Annotated in this window: 21 protein-coding genes and 1 tRNA gene; 14 read left to right on the forward strand and 8 right to left on the reverse strand. The window is 56.8% G+C overall.

Going from position 1 to position 21,262, the window contains the following annotated elements:
* Both MED193_RS22725 and MED193_RS21140 read left to right on the forward strand, forming a co-directional pair.
* The coding region (locus MED193_RS22725) for a biotin/lipoyl-containing protein (RefSeq protein ID WP_009811820.1) at positions 1-1,299 on the forward strand (1,299 nt) is incomplete at its 5' end.
* A gap of 186 nt (positions 1,300-1,485) precedes the next feature.
* The gene (locus tag MED193_RS21140; protein WP_009811821.1) at positions 1,486-1,986 is read left to right on the forward strand and encodes a hypothetical protein; all 501 of its coding nucleotides are present in this window, start codon (positions 1,486-1,488) and stop codon (positions 1,984-1,986) included.
* Between the two features lie 46 nt (positions 1,987-2,032).
* Here the strand turns inward: MED193_RS21140 and MED193_RS21145 are convergent, their stop codons facing one another.
* Positions 2,033-2,479 (reverse strand): DUF4174 domain-containing protein, encoded by a 447-nt coding sequence (locus tag MED193_RS21145; protein ID WP_009811822.1) that lies wholly within the window; start codon positions 2,477-2,479, stop codon positions 2,033-2,035.
* Positions 2,480-2,593: 114 nt separating this feature from the next.
* On the opposite strand from MED193_RS21145, the gene MED193_RS21150 reads away from it, so the two are divergent.
* On the forward strand, positions 2,594-3,595 hold the full coding sequence (locus MED193_RS21150; protein ID WP_009811823.1) for a hypothetical protein: 1,002 nt from the start codon (positions 2,594-2,596) through the stop codon (positions 3,593-3,595).
* Positions 3,558-5,687 carry a methylmalonyl-CoA mutase gene (gene scpA / locus MED193_RS21155; protein WP_009811824.1) on the forward strand — a complete coding sequence of 710 codons (2,130 nt, stop codon included), beginning with the start codon at positions 3,558-3,560 and terminating at the stop codon, positions 5,685-5,687. The genes MED193_RS21150 and scpA overlap by 38 nt, the downstream gene beginning before the upstream one ends.
* 87 nt (positions 5,688-5,774) lie before the next feature.
* Here scpA and MED193_RS21160 read toward each other — a convergent pair whose 3' ends face one another.
* The gene (locus tag MED193_RS21160; protein ID WP_009811825.1) at positions 5,775-6,254 is read right to left on the reverse strand and encodes a hypothetical protein; all 480 of its coding nucleotides are present in this window, start codon (positions 6,252-6,254) and stop codon (positions 5,775-5,777) included.
* Between the two features lie 273 nt (positions 6,255-6,527).
* Between MED193_RS21160 and MED193_RS21165 the strand changes: the two genes are divergently transcribed.
* The 4 genes from MED193_RS21165 (at position 6,528) to MED193_RS21180 (ending at position 9,316) form a co-directional block, all read left to right on the forward strand.
* Positions 6,528-7,130, forward strand: a complete 603-nt coding sequence (locus MED193_RS21165; protein WP_009811826.1) for a VOC family protein — start codon at positions 6,528-6,530, stop codon at positions 7,128-7,130.
* 103 nt (positions 7,131-7,233) lie between these two features.
* Positions 7,234-7,932 (forward strand): molecular chaperone DjiA, encoded by a 699-nt coding sequence (locus MED193_RS21170; RefSeq protein ID WP_009811827.1) that lies wholly within the window; start codon positions 7,234-7,236, stop codon positions 7,930-7,932.
* Positions 7,913-8,908, forward strand: coding sequence for an endonuclease/exonuclease/phosphatase family protein (locus tag MED193_RS21175; RefSeq protein ID WP_009811828.1), 996 nt, complete (start codon positions 7,913-7,915; stop codon positions 8,906-8,908). Before MED193_RS21170 ends, MED193_RS21175 begins: the two co-directional genes overlap by 20 nt.
* Before the next feature lie 30 nt (positions 8,909-8,938).
* A complete protein-coding gene (locus MED193_RS21180; RefSeq protein WP_009811829.1) occupies positions 8,939-9,316 on the forward strand; it encodes a hypothetical protein in 378 nt (125 codons plus the stop codon).
* 60 nt (positions 9,317-9,376) lie between these two features.
* On the opposite strand, the gene MED193_RS21185 is transcribed toward MED193_RS21180, so the two are convergent.
* The 3 genes from MED193_RS21185 to MED193_RS21195 form a co-directional block, all read right to left on the reverse strand.
* Positions 9,377-10,921: a Ppx/GppA family phosphatase gene (locus tag MED193_RS21185; RefSeq protein ID WP_009811830.1), complete on the reverse strand. Its 1,545-nt coding sequence runs from the start codon at positions 10,919-10,921 to the stop codon at positions 9,377-9,379.
* 100 nt (positions 10,922-11,021) lie between these two features.
* Positions 11,022-11,699: a DnaA/Hda family protein gene (locus MED193_RS21190; RefSeq protein ID WP_009811831.1), complete on the reverse strand. Its 678-nt coding sequence runs from the start codon at positions 11,697-11,699 to the stop codon at positions 11,022-11,024.
* Between the two features lies 1 nt (position 11,700).
* Positions 11,701-12,783, reverse strand: a complete 1,083-nt coding sequence (locus MED193_RS21195; RefSeq protein ID WP_039967159.1) for an AI-2E family transporter — start codon at positions 12,781-12,783, stop codon at positions 11,701-11,703.
* 486 nt (positions 12,784-13,269) lie between these two features.
* Between MED193_RS21195 and proS the strand changes: the two genes are divergently transcribed.
* Positions 13,270-14,625, forward strand: a complete 1,356-nt coding sequence (proS, locus tag MED193_RS21205; protein ID WP_009811834.1) for a proline--tRNA ligase — start codon at positions 13,270-13,272, stop codon at positions 14,623-14,625.
* Between the two features lie 121 nt (positions 14,626-14,746).
* Here proS and hemN read toward each other — a convergent pair whose 3' ends face one another.
* A complete protein-coding gene (gene hemN, locus MED193_RS21210; RefSeq protein WP_009811835.1) occupies positions 14,747-16,102 on the reverse strand; it encodes an oxygen-independent coproporphyrinogen III oxidase in 1,356 nt (451 codons plus the stop codon).
* Between the two features lie 237 nt (positions 16,103-16,339).
* On the opposite strand from hemN, the gene MED193_RS21215 reads away from it, so the two are divergent.
* From MED193_RS21215 to MED193_RS21225, 3 genes are all read left to right on the forward strand, one after another.
* Positions 16,340-16,426 (forward strand) — tRNA-Leu (locus MED193_RS21215).
* 411 nt (positions 16,427-16,837) lie between these two features.
* Positions 16,838-17,236, forward strand: a complete 399-nt coding sequence (locus MED193_RS21220) for a rhodanese-like domain-containing protein (protein WP_009811836.1) — start codon at positions 16,838-16,840, stop codon at positions 17,234-17,236.
* 87 nt (positions 17,237-17,323) lie between these two features.
* Positions 17,324-17,515: a hypothetical protein gene (locus tag MED193_RS21225; protein WP_039966521.1), complete on the forward strand. Its 192-nt coding sequence runs from the start codon at positions 17,324-17,326 to the stop codon at positions 17,513-17,515.
* Positions 17,516-17,654: 139 nt separating this feature from the next.
* Here MED193_RS21225 and MED193_RS21230 read toward each other — a convergent pair whose 3' ends face one another.
* A complete protein-coding gene (locus MED193_RS21230; RefSeq protein WP_254655482.1) occupies positions 17,655-18,443 on the reverse strand; it encodes an alpha/beta fold hydrolase in 789 nt (262 codons plus the stop codon).
* Between the two features lie 96 nt (positions 18,444-18,539).
* On the opposite strand from MED193_RS21230, the gene MED193_RS21235 reads away from it, so the two are divergent.
* Positions 18,540-18,905 (forward strand): hypothetical protein, encoded by a 366-nt coding sequence (locus MED193_RS21235; protein ID WP_009811839.1) that lies wholly within the window; start codon positions 18,540-18,542, stop codon positions 18,903-18,905.
* An 84-nt stretch (positions 18,906-18,989) separates the two neighbouring features.
* Here MED193_RS21235 and glyA read toward each other — a convergent pair whose 3' ends face one another.
* The gene (glyA, locus tag MED193_RS21240; RefSeq protein ID WP_009811840.1) at positions 18,990-20,285 is read right to left on the reverse strand and encodes a serine hydroxymethyltransferase; all 1,296 of its coding nucleotides are present in this window, start codon (positions 20,283-20,285) and stop codon (positions 18,990-18,992) included.
* A 180-nt stretch (positions 20,286-20,465) separates the two neighbouring features.
* On the opposite strand from glyA, the gene MED193_RS21245 reads away from it, so the two are divergent.
* Positions 20,466-21,227 carry an NAD kinase gene (locus MED193_RS21245; RefSeq protein ID WP_083790510.1) on the forward strand — a complete coding sequence of 254 codons (762 nt, stop codon included), beginning with the start codon at positions 20,466-20,468 and terminating at the stop codon, positions 21,225-21,227.
* Positions 21,228-21,262: the final 35 nt, after the last annotated feature.

The raw sequence follows: 21,262 nt of genomic DNA on the forward strand, positions 1-21,262 counted from the left end.
CGTAAAGCGATGGGTGAACAGGCTGTCGCTCTGGCGCAGGCGGTGGATTATGCTTCGGCTGGCACCGTGGAATTCATCGTTGATGGCGATAAGAACTTCTACTTCCTGGAAATGAACACACGCTTGCAGGTGGAACATCCGGTCACCGAGCTGATCACCGGCGTTGACCTGGTGGAACAGATGATCCGTGTTGCCAATGGGGAACCGCTGACTATCAAGCAAGAAGATATACAGCTGAACGGTTGGGCGATCGAAAACCGGCTTTATGCCGAAGATCCCTATCGGGGCTTCCTGCCGTCGATTGGTCGTCTGACCCGCTATCGCCCCCCAGCCGAGTTGTCGGGTGGTCCACTGCTGGACAATGGCAAATGGCAAGGCGAGGCTCCCGCGGGCGAGGGTATCGCGGTACGCAATGACACCGGCGTCTATGAGGGCGGCGAAATCTCAATGTATTACGACCCGATGATTGCCAAGCTTTGCACCTGGGCGCCAACCCGGGATCAGGCGATCGAGGCCATGCGCAACGCATTGGACGGGTTTGAGGTTGAAGGCATTGGCCACAACCTGCCTTTCCTGTCGGCCGTGATGGATCACCCGATCTTTATTGAGGGCACAATGACCACGGCCTTTATCGAGGAGCAGTATCCCGAGGGCTTTACTGGTGTTGAGCTGCCCGAAGCGGATCTACGCCGTATCGCAGCCTCTGCTGCGGCGATGCACCGGGTCGCAGAAATACGCCGCACGCGGGTTTCTGGCCGGATGGACAATCACGAACGCCGTGTCGGCTCTGACTGGGTTGTTTCCCTGCAGGGGCGGAACTTCCCTGTCTCCATCGAGGCAGATCAGTTGGGTTCAACCGTCACATTTGACGGAGGCGATCAGATGCGCATTGCCAGCGACTGGACCCCTGGGGACCAATTGGCCACTTTGGACGCCGATGGCGCGCCTTTGGTGCTGAAAGTCGGCAAAATCTCGGGCGGTTTCCGCATCCGATCCCGCGGCGCGGATCTCAAGGTACATGTGCGGACGCCGCGCCAAGCGGAACTGGCCGCGCTGATGCCAGAGAAGGTCGCACCTGATACATCGAAACTGCTGCTCTGCCCAATGCCTGGCTTGATCGTCAAGGTTGATGTCGCGGTTGGCGATGAGGTCCATGAGGGCCAGGCGCTGTGCACAGTGGAAGCGATGAAGATGGAAAATATCCTGCGCGCCGAGAAAAAAGGCGTGATTGCCAAGATCAATGCAAGCGCTGGCGACAGCCTCGCAGTTGACGAGGTGATCATGGAATTTGAGGGGTGAATTTTGCGGCAGGCATAAACCTGGCCTCAGCGTCCGGGCGCATCGCTCCGGGCGCTGACCTGGGCGATGGGGGGCGGTCACCGCGCCCAGTTGTGCCTGCCACCTATCGCAGCCTTTCGGGGCCGTGCACCAAATCTTCAGATCTCTGTGCCAGACCAAATTCATTGGTTTCTCGCAGGGTGACACATGTTTCGTTTGGCAATCTCTTTGGTTTCGGTACTGACGCTTCTGTCTGGCTGTGCGCTGGACAAAGAAGAAGATCTACGGCTCCAGCTTTCGCAATGGGTCACGCTGGGCGACACGTATTTTTTCAAAAGCAGCGGCACCTGCACGGCGGCCGTCTTTCATACCGAAAACCCGCGGATTTCATCACTATTGGACGCGGCGCGATCTGTGGATACCGGGCTCAAAATGGTGGCCGAGGGGCAGCCAGTGGTGTTCAAGGTTGGAGGGAAATCTCCAAATGCGCTGGTCGAGGCGATCATGTCGCGGGATCTGCCCCATGGGATCAGCCTGCTCAACTCGGGCTTGGCCGGGGTGAACTGCATGAGCGAACTCGTCAAATCCATCTATCACCAGGCGATCATGAATCCGACCTCACGCATGGCCTTTATTCCCGATGGGCATGGGGTCATGATTGTGGACGCGCAGGCCAAAGCGGTGATCTACGTGCGCAGCAACGGCTAAGCCGTCCGTCTCTGGTGAAGGTCAACAGACCGAGCGAGCTATTGTCTCAGTTGCCGCGTCGGTCTTCCACTTCTTGCAAACGATCCTGGAACTTATCAATGCTGCGTGACAGCTCGCGCACTGTCCAGGGGTGGGGTTTGCGCAGTTTGACGCCGCCGTCCTTGCCAATCAGAACCAGCATGAACCCGCGCGGACGCAGCTGTTTGCGCAGCGCCGAAGCGGCGGCAGGGGTCGTATCTGTCAGCACGACGACATCGCGGTCCAACAGGGCGTCGGCCTCGCGGGTCAGCCGATCCATTTGCTCTTTGAACCGTGGATCCTCTGGGCTGTCGGCGAAAACAACAATGGGTCGCTTGTGCCATAGGAAACTGGCCAGATCAGCCGTTTCTCCGGGCTGGACCAGCGTGGGGGTTTCCGGCTCGGCTGCCCAGGCGGACCCCCCCAGGCCAAACGAAAGAAAACTCGACAAAACAAGGGTTAGGATTGGTTTCATAATCTCTCCTGTTCGCCTCAATATATGCGCATGGCGCGTAATTGCGATGGGCAATTGGGCTCAACGCGGAAAAAATCGCATGCGTGTTAATCGCTTTGAGAGGGTCTGTGGACCATGATCACACAGACTCCCTTCCCAGAGGTGCAAAAGGCGCCTCTCGTCCAAAGAATTGGAAATGCGATGCAAACCTGTCTTCATCTTGGGGCACACCGCTGTGCCACAACCTCTTTTCAGGAATATCTGCGCCAAAACGCAGCGGATCTGGAAACCCAGGGAATTGGATTTTGGGGGCCACGTCGCACCCGCAACGGGCTGCTTCATGGCGTTTTGCCCACACCGGCGGTGGGCAATGCACAGGCTCTGGCAAAACGGGCGCAGGGGCGGATCAGGATGAACCTGAACCAAAGCCAGGAACGTGGCATACAGCACCTTATTGTCAGCGACGAAAACCTCATTGGTAGTACCAGAACAAATTTGCGCCTTAGTGCGCTGTATAGCGGCATTGGTGAGCGCATGGCGCGGTATGTCGAAGCCTTTGATGGGCGCGTGACCTCTGTGGCGCTGAATATTCGCAGCCTGGAAAACTACTGGACCTCTGCGCTGACCTACGCAGTTGCACGGGGGCACCGGGTGCCCTCAGTCGGACAGCTGCAAAATCTTGCGCAAAGCAGCCGCACTTGGCGTGATGTGATCACCGATATCGCCTGTGCGATGCCGGGGGTAGAGATCAAGGTCTTGCCTTTCGAAACCTTTGGTGGCCGCCCTGAATTGCAACTTTCATTGCTGAGCGATTGCGAGCCCCCCCGCGCCCATGCCCGCGTGCGGCTCAATGCAGCGATGCGGCTGGAAGATCTGCGCGCCCACCTTTTGGAGAGCGTGGCGCAGGACCTCCCCGAGGGCGCGGGACGCTGGCGTCCCTTTGACAACGTCCAATGCGCCATGCTGCGCGAGAATTATGCAGATGATCTGATGTGGCTGACTGCTGGTGCCGATGGGCTGGCGCAGCTGCTGCAGGATCCAGAACACCCGGCGGCGGGACTAAACCTGCCCCATACAGATGTGACAAGAGGAACACCCCATGACAAGCAAGACAGACGATTGGCGGGCTCTGGCTGAAAAAGAGCTCCGTGGCCGCCCACTCGAAGACCTGACCTGGAAAACGCTCGAGGGGATCGAGGTCAAGCCGCTCTATACTGCTGAAGACACCGCAGAGCTGCCCCATATGGGGACGCTACCAGGTTTTGGCCCCTTTACCCGTGGGGTAAAGGCGACCATGTATGCGGGCCGCCCCTGGACCATTCGGCAATATGCTGGATTCTCCACCGCCGAAGAGTCCAACGCCTTTTACCGCCGCAATCTAGAAGCGGGCCAGCAGGGGGTTTCCGTGGCCTTCGATCTGGCCACACACCGGGGCTATGACAGCGACCACGAGCGGGTTGTTGGCGATGTTGGCAAGGCTGGCGTTGCGATTGACTCTGTTGAGGACATGAGGATCCTGTTTGACGGAATTCCGCTCGACAAGGTGTCGGTCTCGATGACCATGAACGGAGCGGTGATCCCGATCCTGGCAAGCTTTATCGTGGCTGGCGAGGAACAGGGCCACGACAAGGCGCTGCTGGCGGGGACCATTCAGAATGATATTCTGAAGGAATTCATGGTGCGCAACACCTATGTCTACCCACCAGAGCCATCGATGAAGATCATCTCGGATATCATTGAATACACATCAAACGAGATGCCCAAGTTTAACTCTATCTCGATCTCCGGCTACCACATGCAGGAAGCCGGCGCCAATCTGGTGCAGGAGCTGGCTTACACACTCGCGGATGGTCGCGAATATGTGCGCGCCGCTACCGATGCCGGTATGGATGTGGACAAATTTGCGGGCCGGCTCAGTTTCTTCTTTGCTATTGGCACCAACTTTTTCATGGAGATCGCCAAGCTGCGTGCCGCACGTACCCTGTGGCACCGCGTGATGACAGAGTTTGACGCCAAGTCGGACCGGTCAAAGATGCTGCGGACCCACTGCCAGACCTCTGGTGTCAGCTTGCAAGAACAAGACCCCTATAACAACGTGATCCGGACTGCCTATGAGGCAATGTCGGCGGTTTTGGGCGGCACCCAGTCGCTGCACACCAATGCGCTGGACGAAGCCATTGCATTGCCCACCGAGTTCTCGGCCCGCATCGCTCGCAACACCCAGCTGGTTCTGCAAGAAGAAACCGGCGTGACCAATGTGGTCGACCCGCTGGCGGGCTCCTATTACGTTGAGAGCCTCACCAATGAGCTGATCGACAAGGCCTGGGCCCTGATGTCGGAGGTTGAGGAAATGGGTGGCATGACCAAGGCCGTGGCCTCTGGCATGCCCAAGCTGCGCATCGAGGAAAGCGCGGCCCGCCGTCAGGCGATGATCGACCGCGGCGAAGAAGTGATCGTTGGCGTCAACAAATACCGTAAAGAAAAAGAAGACCCGATCGACATCCTGGATGTGGACAATGTTGCGGTCCGTGAAAGCCAGATTGCCCGGCTTGAGAAGATGCGCGCAGAGCGCGATGAGCCGGCCTGTCAGGCGGCTTTGGATGAATTGACCAAACGCGCCAAAGAGGGCGGTAATCTGCTGGAAGCCGCCGTAGAAGCCGCCCGTATGCGGGCCTCCGTAGGAGAAATCAGCATGGCAATGGAGAAAGAATTTGGCCGCCACCGCGCCGAAGTGAAAACTCTGGCGGGTGTCTACGGCGCGGCTTATGAGGGCGACGAAGGCTTTGCCGCGATTCAGCAGTCGATCGAAGACTTTGCTGAGGCCGAGGGCCGTCGCCCACGTATTCTGGTGGTCAAGATGGGCCAGGATGGACATGACCGTGGCGCCAAGGTGATTGCAACCGCCTTTGCCGATATCGGTTTTGATGTGGACGTGGGCCCGCTGTTCCAGACCCCGGCCGAGGCTGCACAGGATGCCATCGACAATGATGTGCATGTCATCGGCATCTCATCCCAGGCGGCCGGTCACAAAACCCTGGCACCGCAGCTGGTAAAAGAGCTGAAAGAACAGGGCGCTGAGGATATTCTGGTGATTTGTGGCGGGGTAATCCCGCAGCAAGACTATCAGTTCCTTTATGACAGTGGCGTTAAGGCGATCTTTGGTCCGGGCACCAATATCCCCGAGGCAGCGCAAGATATCCTGAAACTGATCCGTGAAGCCCGCAGCTAAGCCGCTCGCAAATAAATCACAAAAAGGGGGCGCAGAGATTTCTGCGCCCCCTTTTGGTGGGATCACCCAATTCGTAGTTTTCGTCACTCAGGAATAAAAATCGATCAACGGCTGCGAGCTGTCATAGCCGGCCTCCTCCAGAGTAGCCAAAACAGCTTCTCCCAAGGTGGTTTCCTCTTCCTGGCTCACGTCATAATCTTCAACCGCCTGGGCGATGAGCTCAACAATGGCCTCGTCGACAGTTGCGATGCCCTTGCTTTCCTGCGGCGGAGGCGGCGGTGGCGGCGGAGATTCGGGGCGCCCCATGAGGCCTTGGCCTGTATGCTTGGAGAGCTCCGATGTGTCGATGCCGGCCTCTGCCAGGGCTGCAGCAAGATCCGCGTTCGAAATGAGCCTGAGCTCTTTGGCCTCGGCCACAACGGTCTGCGCTGTGCTGTCTTTGAGATTGCCGGTGCCCATATGCGACAACAATTCGGCAATCTTTGCGGTCTGTTCCTCGTTCAGTTTTGTCGACTGTTTGTACAGGTTTGAGGTCAGCCCTTGGGCTATGGCTCCTTGGATTAGCATCAGCTCGGCCTCCTTGGGGTAGCAGAAGTCGTCGGGGTTTTGTTTCGGGAACCGTTAAATTCCAGGGGTGTTAACAACTTCCTAGCAATTATCTGGGTGGTTAAAATGCACCTGATATTGCCCATAGAAACGGCCTGATTTCGCCCGGTTTCTGTCGTCATGGTTTCCCAAATATTAAGATTGGGTTGGCTGGACCGAAGGGCGCGGCCGGGCAGGCTTTTGCCTTGAATGTCGCCAAGTACCGTCTAGGGTGACCGCAAATGGGAGAACACGATGGAACTGGATCATCTGGCCGTGGCGGGGGAAACCCTGGAAGAGGCGTGCGATTACGTGGAAACCGCTCTTGGCGTGCCTTTGCAGCCGGGTGGTCAACATGCAGTGTTTGGAACGCACAATCGCCTGCTTGGACTGGCAGATGGGCTTTATCTGGAAGCGATCGCCATCGATCCCGCAGCAACACCGCAGCGCCGTCCCTGCTGGTTTGATCTGGACCGTTTTTCCGGCAGCCCCCGTATCAGCAACTGGATTTGCCGCTGTATTGATTTATCCAAGCAGCTGTCCGAGTTGCCCAAGGGGGCAGGGGATCTGGTTTCGTTGACCCGAGGCGATCTGAAATGGGATATGGCCGTCCCAGCCGATGGTATTTTGCCCTATGACAATCAATTCCCTGCTCTGATTGAATGGCATTCGGCGCATCCGGCACCCTTGTTGGAACAACAGGGATGTCGGTTGCAGTATCTGGTGGTTTCCCATCCCGAGGCTGAGGCGTTGCAAAAGACGGTGTCTCTCTTTGACCCGCGCGTACGCTTTGAAACCGGGACCGTTGGGTTTGAGGCAGAGTTTGACACGCCGCATGGGCGCCGCCTGTTGCGTTAAAAAAGGGCAGCCCTGCCCAGGAATTACGGATCGCTGCCGAAACCTCTGCCCGCTAAGGCGGCGGAAGCCTGACAAAAGATGTTTTTAGCGCTAGGATGTTAACATGTCTCTTTGGTCCAGAATATCAGATGCGCTCTCGGCTCTTAAGCAGGGCGAAAGCCTTTCGGATGTGTTTGACCGTTTGCGCGCCCCGCCGGAGCGCTCAGTTGCCTTTGCCATTGCTGTGATTGCCCTCGGTGCCAAGATGGCGAAAGCGGATGGTCTGGTCACACGTGACGAGGTCACTGCCTTTCGCGAGGTGTTCCAGATTGCCCAGAACGATGAAGCCGGTGCGGCACGGGTCTTTGATATGGCCCGGACCGATATTGCCGGCTATCAGGACTATGCAGCGCGGATCCAGCGGATGTTTGCCTCAGATCCCAGTGCCCTGTGCGATTTGATGGAGGGGCTGTTCCATATCGCCATGGCGGATGGGTTTTATCACCCTGGCGAAAATGAGTTTCTGGAGGATGTGAGCCGGATCTTTGGCCAGACTCCAGAGCAGTTTCAGGCGCTTAGGGCGCGCTTTGTCCCGGATGCACCCAAGGATCCCTATACAGTGCTGGGCGTGTCGCCGGATATGCCGCTCGAAGAGATCCGGAAATATTGGCGCAAGCTGGTGCGCGATACCCACCCAGATGCCATGATCGGGCGCGGGGTGCCGGAAGAGGCGGTGCGGCTGGCCGAAAAACGTATGATCGACATCAACCGGGCCTGGGATCAGATCAACGGATGCGGCAAACATGCGCCTGGTCACGTATAATATCGAATGGTTTGCGCATCTGTTTGATGATGCGGACAATCTAATGCTGGATGACCAGTCCTCGGGACGTTATGGCGTGGATCGTTATACGCAGGGACGGGCAATTGCCCATGTGTTGCAGCGTTTGGACGCGGATGCTGTAATGGTTGTCGAAGCGCCCAACACCGGGCGCAAACAGCGCTGTACCCGCGCACTGGAACGATTTGCCGCTGAGGCGGGGTTGCGCACAGACACTGCTGTCTCTGGCTTTGCCACAGACACACACCAAGAAATCGCCTTGCTTTATGATCCTGCCGTTTTGGATGTTGAAGCAGACCCGCAGGCCAGCAAGCGCGCCCCTCGTTTTGATGATAGTTTCCTCATCGATCTTGATGTGGATGACCGCATGGACCGGGTGCGCTTCTCCAAACCACCGCTAGAGCTGCAGGTTCGAACAAAGGGGGGCATGGCGCTGCGCCTGATTGGAGCACATCTCAAGTCCAAGGCCCCGCATGGGGCCGAAACGGCAGAGGAAGTGGCACGGATATCCATCGCGAACCGCCGCAAGCAACTGGCGCAGGCGATCTGGCTGCACCGGCGTATCAAAGAACACGTCGAAGCGGGGGAGAATGTGATTGTTATGGGGGATCTCAATGACGGGCCAGGGCTGGACGAATATGAGCGCCTGTTCGGTAAATCCTCTGTCGAGATCGTCATGGGCGCTGAGCTAACCGACCCCCATGCACAAAGCCTGCTGAAACCGCGTGAACCTGTTCTGCCTTCCACCTCGCGGTTTTACAACCCTGAGACCAAACGCTATTTTCGCGCCCTGCTTGACTACATTATGATTTCCCACGGGTTGGAGGCCTATGGGCCGCACTGGCGTATTTGGCATCCGTTTGAGGATGCAGAATGCTATGATGACATTCCCCTGCGGGAGGCTCTTTTGGCTGCTTCAGATCATTTCCCCGTCTCTTTGGATCTTGAGCTGACTTAAATTTTTACGCTGAGAGGTTATATTGACCCTATGAAACGACTCCTCATTCCCGCCTTTGTCGCCGTTTCCTTGACGGCCTGCCCCCTTGCTGCCCAGGATCAGGAGGGGGAGGATGGCTCTAGTCTGATGGAGCGCGGAGCGGAGCTGTTTTGGAAAGGGCTACGCGAAGAGATGGCGCCCTCGCTCCAAGAACTGGAAGGGCTGATGTCGAAAATTGGCCCCTCAATGCAGAGTTTTCTGGCGGAGATGGGCCCGGCGTTGGCAGAGATTGCGGACAAGGTGGAAGATTGGAGCCGCTACGAGGCACCAGAAATCCTGCCCAATGGCGATATTATTATTCGCCGCAAGCCTGATCTACCAGAGGCTGAGACCGCGAACGAAGCCGAAGGCGGGGCCACAGATATCTGAATGTTTAGATCTCTGGGTATGTTGCCCAAACGGCTGCGAGGGCAGGGGCGTAAAGCGGTCCTATTTTTTGATCTTTACGCTGACATCGGCATCCAAGGTATTCGATAAGGAATACAGACGTGCCTCGGCCACCTCGCCAAACAGGTCCTCAGATGCGCGCGGCAGTTCCAGGCTGAGATGGCGTTTGCGGGGGTGCCACTTGAGTTTGCCGATGTCGCCATCCTCGCTGACCATGAGCATGGCACCAAACCGCATGGCCTTGCCTAGAATCTCCGCTTCTTTCTGGCCCTTGCTATCCAACAGATCATAGAGATACTCAAAGGCGGTTCCCTCTCTTTTGTTGCGGTACCGATGCAGCAAAGCGAGGCCCAGAAAAATCCGCTCTGAGTGTTTCAACCCGCCGAGATTGGCGCGGGTAGCATTGTCAAAACAGACTTCTGCGCGATAGTCGGGGTGTGCGCGCCAGCTTACATCATGCAAAAGGCAGGCGGCCTTAATCAGGCGTTTTTGAGTTTGCGGGCCTGAGTTGAACAGGGGGCTGACAAAATCAAAGAGCGTTTTGCCAAAACCCGGTAGGCGGGCATCTTTGGCCTCAGCAAAGCGGCAGGCCTCTACCAGCGGGTCACGATTGCGCAGTCTTTGCGGCATTTGCTCGTACAATAGGCCTTCGCGAATGCCGTAGCTGGAAACAGCTATGTCCTTGGGTTTGAAGGTCTTTACCAGACGTGACAGCACGTCAATGGCATAGGGAACCAGCGTCATACGCGCACTGGAGATACCACAGGCAGAGCGCAGCTCTTCGATATCAGTGGCATCAATATATTTGAGGGTCTCGCGGACATCTCGCGCAGTCATGCGGTATTCATGCAGAACCCGCAGGGGGTACCCACGTCGCATCATATCGACACGGGCAATGGCACGCCAGCTGCCGCCCACCAGGAACAGACGGTCGGTCTGCTGGCCCATCTCAGCGCTCAGTTCTTTCATGACAGATGAAATATGCGCCTTGCGTCCGCGTCTGCCACCTTTGATATCACGTAACTTTAGCGGGCCAAGCGATGAGGTGACACGTTTTCCCACCTCGCCATCATGGATTTCTGCCAGCTCCATTGACGAGCCGCCGATATCGCAAACCAGGCCATAAGAACCAGGCCAGCCCAATAGCACGCCTTGAGCCGAAAGCCGCGCTTCCTCGCGCCCGTCAATGACCCAGATCTTTAGCCCTGTTTCGCGCAGCACTTCCTCGCAAAACTCGGGGCCATCCTTGGCGTCACGGACGGCGGCCGTTGCCACCACAGAGAGACCCGGCAGGCCCATCCCTTGGGCCAGATGTTGAAAACGGCGCAGCGCCGCCAGTGCTCTCTCACGGCCTTTGGGGTTCAACATACCCGTCTCGGATAGGCCCGCGCCCAGGGCACACATGATTTTTTCATTGTAGAAATAGGCTGGGCTACGCGCGGCGCCATCAAAGATCACCATACGCACCGAGTTCGACCCCACATCGACGACCCCAACTCGGGATAGGGCGCGGGCGCTTGGATCTTCAAACACCGGGCGACCAAAGGGATCCCAATCAGGGCGGGGGCTGTCCGTGCTGGGGGTCATAGTCGCCTCATTAAATCAGCATTGCGTAGTTCACGATGGGCCAAGCCCAAGGCGGGGTCAATCGCTCCGAGTTGCGACATATTTGGTCTCTTTTTGAAGATCAATTGGGGGGATCTTGTGACATCAGTCTGACCGCAAGAGGGCGCGACAGTGTGCGCCCCTCAGAGAGGGCGAGATTATCGAGCTGTTTGACGATGACCGCCGCGGCCGCAAAGGAACGATCCATATGCGCAACCAGATAGGGGATGACATCAGCTTTGGGGGTTACCTGCCTGTCATTAAACAGCTTTGCCAACACAACCGCGAGCAAGGCATCATCGGGTGCCTGCAGTTCGGCATGGGTCGCAGCCTGCATGCGGCTTTGTAGATCCGCCAGCGATAGCTGCCAGAGATTGGGGGCCGCGCGGCCTGTCAGCATCAAAGCATGGCCATTGGACAGCACGAGATTGTGCAAGTGGAACAGGGCATTTTGTGCCTCTGGATTGCCCGCAATTGCGGGCACATCTTCTACCACCACCGGAGCCTGTGCCAGCTCTGGCACCCTGTCTTCCTTCAGGTCGCAGGCCTGTAGGATTTTGGCGCCGGTTTGACTGGCCCAGACATGAGCAAGATGGGTTTTGCCGGACCCTGTAGGCCCGGTCAGGACCAGCTTGCCACTGGGCCAGTGAAAAGAAGGATCCAGTAGGGCCACGGCCATTGCATTGGAGGGCGCGACGAAGAAATCGTCTCGCCCCAGTGCCGTTTTGGCTGGCAAATCAAAACTAAGCTGCTGAGCCATTTCAGATGTCGTCTTCCTGTTGCAAGGCTGGGTGTTCCAAGCCGCGGTACAATCGGCTGTCGAGATATTGTTCAACCAGGAAACGTGCAACCACGCCTAATGCGGCGGCCAGCGGAACCGCAACCAGCATACCAACGAACCCAAAGAGGGCTCCAAAAACCGATAGCGCCAGCAAGAGCCACACCGGGTGCAACCCGACGGAGTTCCCCACGAGCTTGGGCGTGAGGTAGTTGCCTTCGATAACCTGACCAAAAGCAAAGATTGCGCCAACGATCCCAATTGACCACCAGTCACCCCAGAATTGGAACAGCGCCAGTCCAATGGCCAATGCGCCGCCAATCAACGCGCCCAGATAGGGAATAAAGGTGACCAAGCCGGCGATAAAGCCAACCGCCAGGCCAAAGTTAAGCCCAACGATCATCAGGGTAATGGCATAGTAGCTGCCCAGAATCAGACAGACGGTGCCCATGCCACGAATAAAGGAGGCGAGCACCGCGTCGATCTGCGCCATCAGACGGCGGATGACTGGGGCGTGATCGCGTGGCAGAAGTTCGTCAACACGCGCGATCATCCGGTCCCAGTCGAGCAGCAAGTAAACCGCTACCACTGGAACAATGACGAACAGTACCAACACATTAAGGAGCGAAATTGCAGATCCGGCGATGCCCTCGATCAGTTCAATTCCTTTACCCTGTAAGGTGCCAACAATTGAGGCAATGGTTTGTTGCGCCCGGCTTCCTTCGGTAAAGACAGAGGGGAAATGGGTCTGCGCAAAGGTTCTCAGATCCTGGAAGGCCTTGGGCAGGATCTCTGTCAGGTCTATCATCTGATTGATCAGCGTCGGCAACAAGACAAGCAAAGCGAGCAAGAAGAACAGCATCAGCAGCACGACAATCACAGCCGTAGAAGTCGATCGACTAAGCCCCATGGTTTCCAATCGGTCTGCTATCGGGTCGATTAAATAGGCGATGGCTGCGCCCAGCACAAACGGCAGCAGTACGTCTCCCAGTGCCCACATCACAACGGAAAAAACCAAGGCGGCAATGCCCCAGTACTTGAACTGTTTCTTTGCCGGAAGAGCCATGTGCTGTCTGCCTTTGCCCAAAAAATCATAAGATCCAAAGACAGTCATTGCCCAAAGGGCCCCAGGCTTGCAAGGGCAGGCCGTGGAAATCTAACAGTCAGGGCACATTCCCGCTCCTTGTCATGCCGTTGCGGAACAGGCCATTCCGCGGCATTTTCAATAGGATTTCCCCAATGGCAGGGCCCGTCAATGATCGGTATGCTCCAGACCTTGGAAAAAACAAACTCATATGAGATCCACATATGGCCGCCAGGGGTTCTGTCTGAGCAGGATGCAGAACTCCTGGCCGTCACACGGGCTCAGGTCGGCTATTTTCAGCCCATCGCGCAAGGATCTAAGGCCGCCGTTGGTGGGCGGGGGCACTTTCGATCTTAGGTTGATGACCTTCTGTGGGGAGCTTACACAGCTCAGGGACGATGGCCGATTGCTTGCTAGGGCCTGATGGATTAGACCGCAGTAGAAACCCATCGTGAGAATGAGATCGACATGCGCCTGTCCCGCTATTTCCTGCCTGTTCTGAAAGAGAACCCCTCTGAGGCCCAGATTGTCAGTCACCGCTACATGTTGCGGGCTGGCATGATCAAGCAATCCTCCGCCGGGATCTACTCCTGGCTTCCGCTTGGCTTCAAAGTGCTGAAGAAGCTGGAAGGCATTGTACACGAAGAACAACAGCGTGCGGGGCATATGCCGATGTTGATGCCCACCATCCAAAGTGCCGATCTGTGGCGTGAATCCGGTCGCTATGATGACTACGGTCAGGAAATGCTGCGCGTGGAAGACCGCCATGGCCGCGACATGCTCTTCACCCCAACTGCGGAGGAATTGATCACAGATATCTTCCGCGCACATGTCAGCAGCTACAAGGATCTGCCGCTGACCATGTATCAGATCCAGTGGAAGTTCCGTGATGAGATCCGCCCGCGCTTTGGCGTGATGCGGGGGCGCGAATTCTACATGAAAGATGGCTACAACTTCGACCTCACCAAAGAGGATGCCTTGCACGCCTATAACCGCCACTTGGTTACCTATCTGCGTACTTATGAGCGCATGGGGCTGCAGGCGATCCCGATGCGTGCCGATGGCGGGCCGATTGGGGGCGACTATACCCATGAATTCCTGGTGCTCGCCGAAACTGGCGAATCCGAAGTCTTTTATGATTCTGCCGTCACCGATCTGACCTTTGGTGACCGCGAGATTGATTACGACAATGTCGAACAATGTCAGGGCGTGCTTGAGGAATTCACCTCGAAATATGCCCGCACTGATGAGACCCACGATGAAGCGCTGTTCAACCAAGTGCCGGAAGAGCGCCGTCGGGTGGCACGCGGTATCGAGGTGGGCCAGATCTTCTACTTTGGCACCAAGTATTCCGATGCTTTGAATGCCACGGTTCAGGGGCCTGATGGAAAACCCACTCCGGTTCACATGGGCTCGCACGGCATTGGCGTGTCGCGTCTATTGGGTGCAATCATCGAGGCCAGCCATGACGACAAAGGTATCATCTGGCCCGAGGGTGTGACCCCGTTCCACTGTGGGATCGTCAATCTGAAGCAAGGCGATGATGAGGCCGACGCGGCTTGCAACCAGCTTTATGCGGCCATGACCGCGCTGGGGCTTGAGCCGCTATATGATGACCGCAAGGAACGCGCTGGCGGTAAATTTGCCACCATGGATTTGATCGGTTTGCCCTGGCGCATTACAGTGGGTCCACGCGGGTTGAAAAACGGGGTGGTTGAACTGACAAGCCGCCGCACTGGTGAAAGCGAAGAGCTGAGCCCAGAAGACGCAGTGAAGAAGGTTGCGGCAATCTATGCCTCGCATCAGTCTGGGCGGGGGTTCTGATCAGGGCTGGCAGTCCGGATCGACAACCGCATGACCAGGTTTTACTATAAGAAGAGGGGGGCAACCGATTGGTTTGCCCCCCTTAGTTTTCTAGCTGATGGGGCGGGCCCAACCGGCCCCTCTAAGAGGCGCGGCTGAACTTGGCATCCGCTGGCATATGTGCATCAAAGAGGCTGGCGATGATCCGGGTCATGGGACGCCCATCGGGACTTATTTCCAGCTTTTGGTCATCCAGGCTCACCAATGTGCCAAAGCGCTCCACCACTTTCGCCAGATCTGGTTCCAACCCTGCAGTCAGCGGCCCAAATTGCTGCTCCAACGCGGTCCTGTCCAAGGCAAAGTCGCACATAATCATTTCAATGGCGCGGGCGCGCATCTGATCTTCGTCAGACATCTCATGGCCACGCGCACCGGCCAACTGTCCGGCCTCGATCTGTTTCACATAGGCCGGTGTCGCCGAGGCATTTTGCACATAGCCGCCCGGAAACCGAGAAATGGACGAGGCGCCAATACCGATAAGGGCAGGACAGGTGTCTTCTGTATAGCCTTGGAAATTGCGTCGCAAATGGCCGGTGCGGGCGGCCTTGGCCAGGCCATCTTCGGGCAGGGCAAAATGATCAATGCCAATCGTTTCGAACCCGGATTCGGCAAAAGCGCTGGCGGATTGCACTGCCAGCGCATAACGGGCGGAATCATCCGGCAGGACCGCTTCGTTGATCAATTGCTGGCGTTTGGCGACCCATGGGACATGGGCATAGCCAAATAACGCGATGCGATCAGGTTTGAGACTCAAAACCTTGTTCAGGGTGTCTGCCATCCGGGCTGGGGTTTGGTGCGGCAATCCATAAACGAGATCGGCGTTCAATGACGTGATCCCAGCGGCACGCAGATCTTCGACACAGGCCTGTGTTGCCTCATAGGGCTGCTTTCGTCCGATGGCCTCTTGCACCAGGGGATCAAAATCCTGAATGCCGATACTCGCCCGGTTCATGCCCTCTGCGGCGAGGGCTGCGATTTTGTCCTGGTCGACCAGCGTTGGGTCGATCTCAACCGAGAATTCCCAATCAGGGGTCTGGCCAAACACATTCTTTACCGCACGGGCCAGTCGGTGGATCAGGATAGGAGTTAGGATCGTCGGTGTGCCGCCGCCCCAATGCAGCCGCCCCATTTTCAATCCCGCAGGCAATTCTTTGGCCAGGAGCGCCAGTTCGGCCTCAAGGGTTCCAATGTAGCTTTCAACCGGGCTTAGCGATTGGGTGCCCTGGGTGCGGCAGGCGCAAAACCAGCACAGGCGCTCGCAAAACGGGATGTGGATGTAGACCGAGACCGGCACATCCGGATCAAGGGCCGCCAGTTGTCGCCGTTGCGATACATGCCCCACAGTGGGGCTGAACACCGGGGCGGTGGGATAAGAGGTATAGCGGGGCACGCGGCTGTCAAAAAGCCCAAGCGCAGCAAGGCGGTCAATCTGTTTCATGACTCCCATTTGTCCCTTATATTGTGGCTTCGCTTTGCGCAGGATCAAATCGGAAAGAAAAATGACCTTGAGGGTCGCGTTTCAGCTCCCCGGGCTCTGACAGTTCAACCCTGTGAAAAGAAGTTAAAAAATCTATGTGTCGCGGTGCTCTTGTAGTGTGGGATTTTATTGTTGAAGGAGTTGTTTTTTCCGTTTGACCTTCACAGAGCATCCCCTTATACGCCCCTCACGACACCGGCCCAGGTGGCGGAATTGGTAGACGCGCTAGCTTCAGGTGCTAGTATTGGCAACGATGTGGAGGTTCGAGTCCTCTCCTGGGCACCATTTCTAAGATCGCAATCTTAAATCCCATCCGATCTTATGAAGGGTAGGGCAATCTCCGTGGTTTTAGCCCCCTGTTTTCGGCAGTATTTGATAGGGACCGTGACGCCCGGTTCGAAGAATATGCGGCTCCTTTGATAGCATTTACTGCAACCAAGGAGAGCGACTATGGGATTGAACGGGAAGGATGAGTTCCGCTAGGATGCGGCGCCTATCGCACTGACCAGTCGGCCTTTACCCGATGAAGGCCTGCCTTTTCACCCCGAGCCAGTGGCAATCGTAGACCGCAAAGTTGAGTACTGCCCTAAAAAGTCACATCTCTTTGAACAGGGCTTTTCTCTGGTTTCGAACAGCGCCATCCTAGGGAGAACCGGCAGGCATTCCGCAGTGCTGGACGAAGTTTAGGAGCGACAGATGACAATATCTTTGCAAGAGATGATGGCGCAGGCCAATGCGGCGGTGGAGCGGATACCTGTGGCGCAGGCCCAAGATCTGATAGCCAAGGGCGCAGTGTTGCTGGATGTGCGGGATGCGCCAGAGCTGGAGGTCCAGGGACGTGCAACTGGATCGCATCACATTCCGCGGGGAATGCTGGAGTTCCGTGCAGATCCTGCCAGCCCCTTTTATGATGCCGCCCTGCGTGTGGATCGCCCGGTAGTGTTGCATTGTGCCAGCGGTGGTCGCGCAGCTCTTGCGGGCAAGCTGCTCAAGGATATGGGATATCTTGAGGTCTACAATGCCGGCGGCTTTGCGGAGTGGAAAGAGGCAGGGGCTGCGGTTGAAGAGCCTGTTGATCGCGGCATGAGCCAGTGAGCTGATCTGATCCGTATCAAGGTGGCGGGCGACAGATTTGTGTAGGACGTGAGTCGTATAGCAAACCTGATACATGAGGAGGCCCCTATGTTACGCCTTGCATCTATGCTCTATTCTCTCATTGGCAGCTCGCTGGCTGGAGCCTGTGTTATTGCAGTGCTGGTGGCTGGTTTTGTATCCGTGCAGGCAATACTGCTGGCCGCGGCGGCTGGGGCTCTTCTTGGGCTGCCGGTAGCTTGGCTGGTGGCGCGTCAGCTCTACAAAAATGCGGCGCACTAGAGTGCAAGTGGAAGAACACATGTCCTAAACGGTCTGAGTCTGGCGTGTCTTCCGGAACGCAAAAATAACGCCTGGTTCTCTTGGTAGTCTCCCTCTGCCCACGCGGCGAGGGAGACAGATTTCATTACTTGATATCGCCTCAGGCGTTTAAAAATGCGCGTGCATTGGCCTCGAACTCGCGCGGTTTTTCCGCATGCAGCCAGTGCCCTGCGCCAGGGATCTTGGCAAAGCGGGCACTGGGAAAACGGGCCAGAATGGTCTCGCGGTCTTCGCGACGGACATAGTCCGAAGTTCCACCAGACAGAAACAGGGTTGGACCCTGCGACTGCGCGTCTGTTTCCGGAAAGGACATGATGTCAGGCATATGCCGTGCCAGTGTGTCCAGGTTTAGCCGCCAGCCCTTGTTGGGGATATCCAGTGATTGGGTGAAAAAGCTCTGCAATGCCGGTTCGACCCCGGCCTCTGCCAGTTGGGCCTCAACATCGGAGCGCCGTTCAACCCTGTCGAAATTCACTGCGCGCATGGCTTCGATGAACTGAATTTGGCTATGGGAATAGGGTACAGGGGCAATGTCTGCGACGATCAGCCTGTTTACCATGTCCGGATGGGTTAGGGCCAGCATCATGGCGGCTTTGCCGCCCATGGAGTGGCCGATGACATCCATTTGCCCGCCATGGGACGCAATGACCTCGGCCAGGTCCTCTGCCATTTCAGGATAGCTGTGGCTATCGGTCCAGTGGCTTTGCCCATGGTTGCGCAGATCCACAGCGACCACCTGCCGTTCATCGCAGAGCCGTTTGCAGATTACCCCCCAATTGCGGGCAGAGCCGTAAAGGCCATGCACAATCAACAGTGAGGGTTTATTGGTGACAGTACCATGGAGAATAGAGTTTAGCATGGTGCAGTGATAACGTTGGGTGTGGGGCATTGCCAGACCCATTGAGGCGCAGCAAGGCTTGCGATAACTACTGGGACAGAAAACCCGGAGGCTCCTCGGAATCTCCTTTGTGCGGAGCGTGCCAAAATGGCCCAAGACATCTTTGCTGACATCCAAGAGGTGAAAGAGCTGCTGAAATCTCATGCCGAAGTCTCGGGGGATCTTGCTGCTGCTTTGGGCAAGGCACGCCGCCATCTGCCACGACGGATCTATAAACAGGGCATGCGCTTGGCGGAGGCCTTACCGTTGCTGGAACATCCTAAACTGCGCCAGACCCAGGATGAGAAATCTCTGAAAAAGGCGGCGCTGGAAGTGAAGAACCATCTGAAGGCCATTGACCGGGCTGATCGTCGCAAGGGCCGTATTCTCGATATCCTCGGCAGCATCGCGTTTTCTGTTTTGGTGGTTTTTGTGCTTTTGCTGACTGTCCTGCGTTGGCGCGGTTTCATCTGAACCCTTGTTGCCCCCTCCGCAATTCAAAGAGCCGCTGCTGGAAAATCCAGCAGCGGCTCTCTTCATCTGTGTCTCAAGCCAGGCTTAGAGATTTGGATAGAGCGGGAATTTGGCGCATAGGGCAGAGACCTTGCCACGTACGGCGGCCTCGACCTCGGCATTGCCCTCTTCACCATTCGCAGCCAGCCCATCGACCACTTCGACGATCAGTTGGGCGATCTCGCGGAATTCTGCTTCACCAAAGCCGCGGGTTGTGCCCGCAGGGGTGCCAAGGCGGATACCGGAGGTGACCATTGGCTTTTCGGGGTCAAAGGGAATGCCGTTCTTGTTGGTGGTGATATGGGCGCGGCCCAGGGCTTTGTCGACGATATTACCGGTCACGCCTTTAGGGCGTAGATCGACAAGCATCACATGGGTGTCGGTGCCGCCTGTGACGATGGCCAACCCACCTTTGTTCAGTTCATCCGCCAGCGCGACCGCATTGGCACGGACCTGCTTTTGGTACTCTTTGAACTCGGGGCGCAGGGCTTCACCAAAGGCGGCAGCCTTGCCCGCGATCACATGCATTAGTGGGCCACCCTGAATGCCGGGGAAGATGGCCGAGTTAACCTTTTTGGCGATATCCGCGTCGTTAGTGACGATCATGCCGCCACGGGGGCCACGCAGGGTCTTGTGGGTAGTGGTCGTGGCCACGTGAGCATGCGGGAAAGGTGAGGGGTGTTCACCTGCTGCGATCAGGCCAGCGATATGGGCCATGTCGACCATGAAGTAGGCACCAACGGAATCCGCGATTTCGCGGAACTTGGCAAAGTCGATCTGACGCGGAATAGCAGAGCCACCGGCGATGATCAGCTTGGGTTGATGCTCGGTGGCCAGCGCCTGCACCTGATCGTAGTCGATGAGATTGTTATCTTCGCGCACGCCATAGTGAATGGCGTTAAACCATTTGCCGGATTGGTTCGGACGCGCGCCATGGGTCAGGTGACCGCCCGCAGAAAGGTCCATGCCAAGGATGGTATCCCCGGGCTGGATCAGGGCCTGAAATACACCCTGGTTGGCCTGGGAACCGGAATTGGGCTGCACATTTGCAAACTCACAGCCGAACAGTTGCTTGGCGCGGTCGATAGCGAGGTTTTCCGCAACATCCACATGCTGGCAGCCGCCATAGTAGCGGCGCCCTGGGTAGCCCTCGGCATATTTGTTGGTGAGCACAGAGCCCTGGGCTTCCATTACAGCCGCAGAGACGATGTTTTCTGAGGCAATCAGCTCGATCTCGTCGCGTTGGCGATGCAGTTCGTCGGTCATTGCGCCAAAGAGTTCTGGGTCACGCTCAGAGAGAGCTTGGGTGAAGAATCCGGCGTCACGGGTGGTGGCTGTCATGGTGGCTCCGCTAAATAGGAGGTGGCAGTATTTGGTGATCTGGGAATTTCCTATAGGAAACTTCACAGATCTTAAAGGCCGTAAAGCGGCAATCATCGGTGATAGAGCGGCAACTCTGGTCTTTGTTGTTCAGCTGTGCTTGTTTCGGAACAAAATGGCTCACACCGGAAACAGGGTTTAGTGACAATGAGAATCGCCTTCTTGGCCAGTGATGCCCCAGTGGCGCAGTCGGCCTGTGACGTCCTGATCAAACAGCATGGTAATGTGGTACCAGAAAAGGCCGATGTCATTGTGGCGCTAGGGGGCGATGGTTTTATGCTCAAAACCCTGCACGAAGTGGTGAGCCTGGCCGCACCTGTTTATGGCATGAACCGGGGTACCGTCGGTTTTTTGATGAACGAATACCACGAGGATGGCCTATTGGCCCGGCTGGAGGCTGCCGAAGAAGAAATCATCAATCCGCTCTCCATGACGGCGATGGACCGGGATGGTGCCTGCCACAAGGCACTGGCAATCAACGAGGTGTCTTTGTTGCGGGCAGGCCCCCAGGCTGCGCGGCTGAAGATATCGGTGGATGGTCGTCAGCGTTTGGCGGAACTCGTCTGTGACGGGGCTTTGGTTTCTACGCCAGCGGGCTCCACGGCTTATAATTATTCTGCCCATGGGCCGATTTTGCCGATCGGCTCTGATGTGTTGGCGCTGACAGCGATTGCCGCTTTTCGCCCCCGCCGCTGGCAGGGCGCTTTGCTGCCCAGCAGCGCCAAGGTGCGCTTTGATGTGTTGGAGGCGGACAAGCGACCGGTCATGGCAGATGCGGATTCAATTTCCTGCCCGGATATCCAATGGGTTGAGATCCAAACCGAACCCAGCATCCGGCACAAGATCCTGTTTGATCCGGGTCATGGTCTGGAGGAGCGCCTAATTTCTGAGCAGTTCACCTGAGGCCGTTGCTTTGAATTTCAGAAAAACATATGAAA

The organism is Roseobacter sp. MED193 (assembly GCF_000152965.1).
GTDB lineage: Bacteria > Pseudomonadota > Alphaproteobacteria > Rhodobacterales > Rhodobacteraceae > Pseudophaeobacter.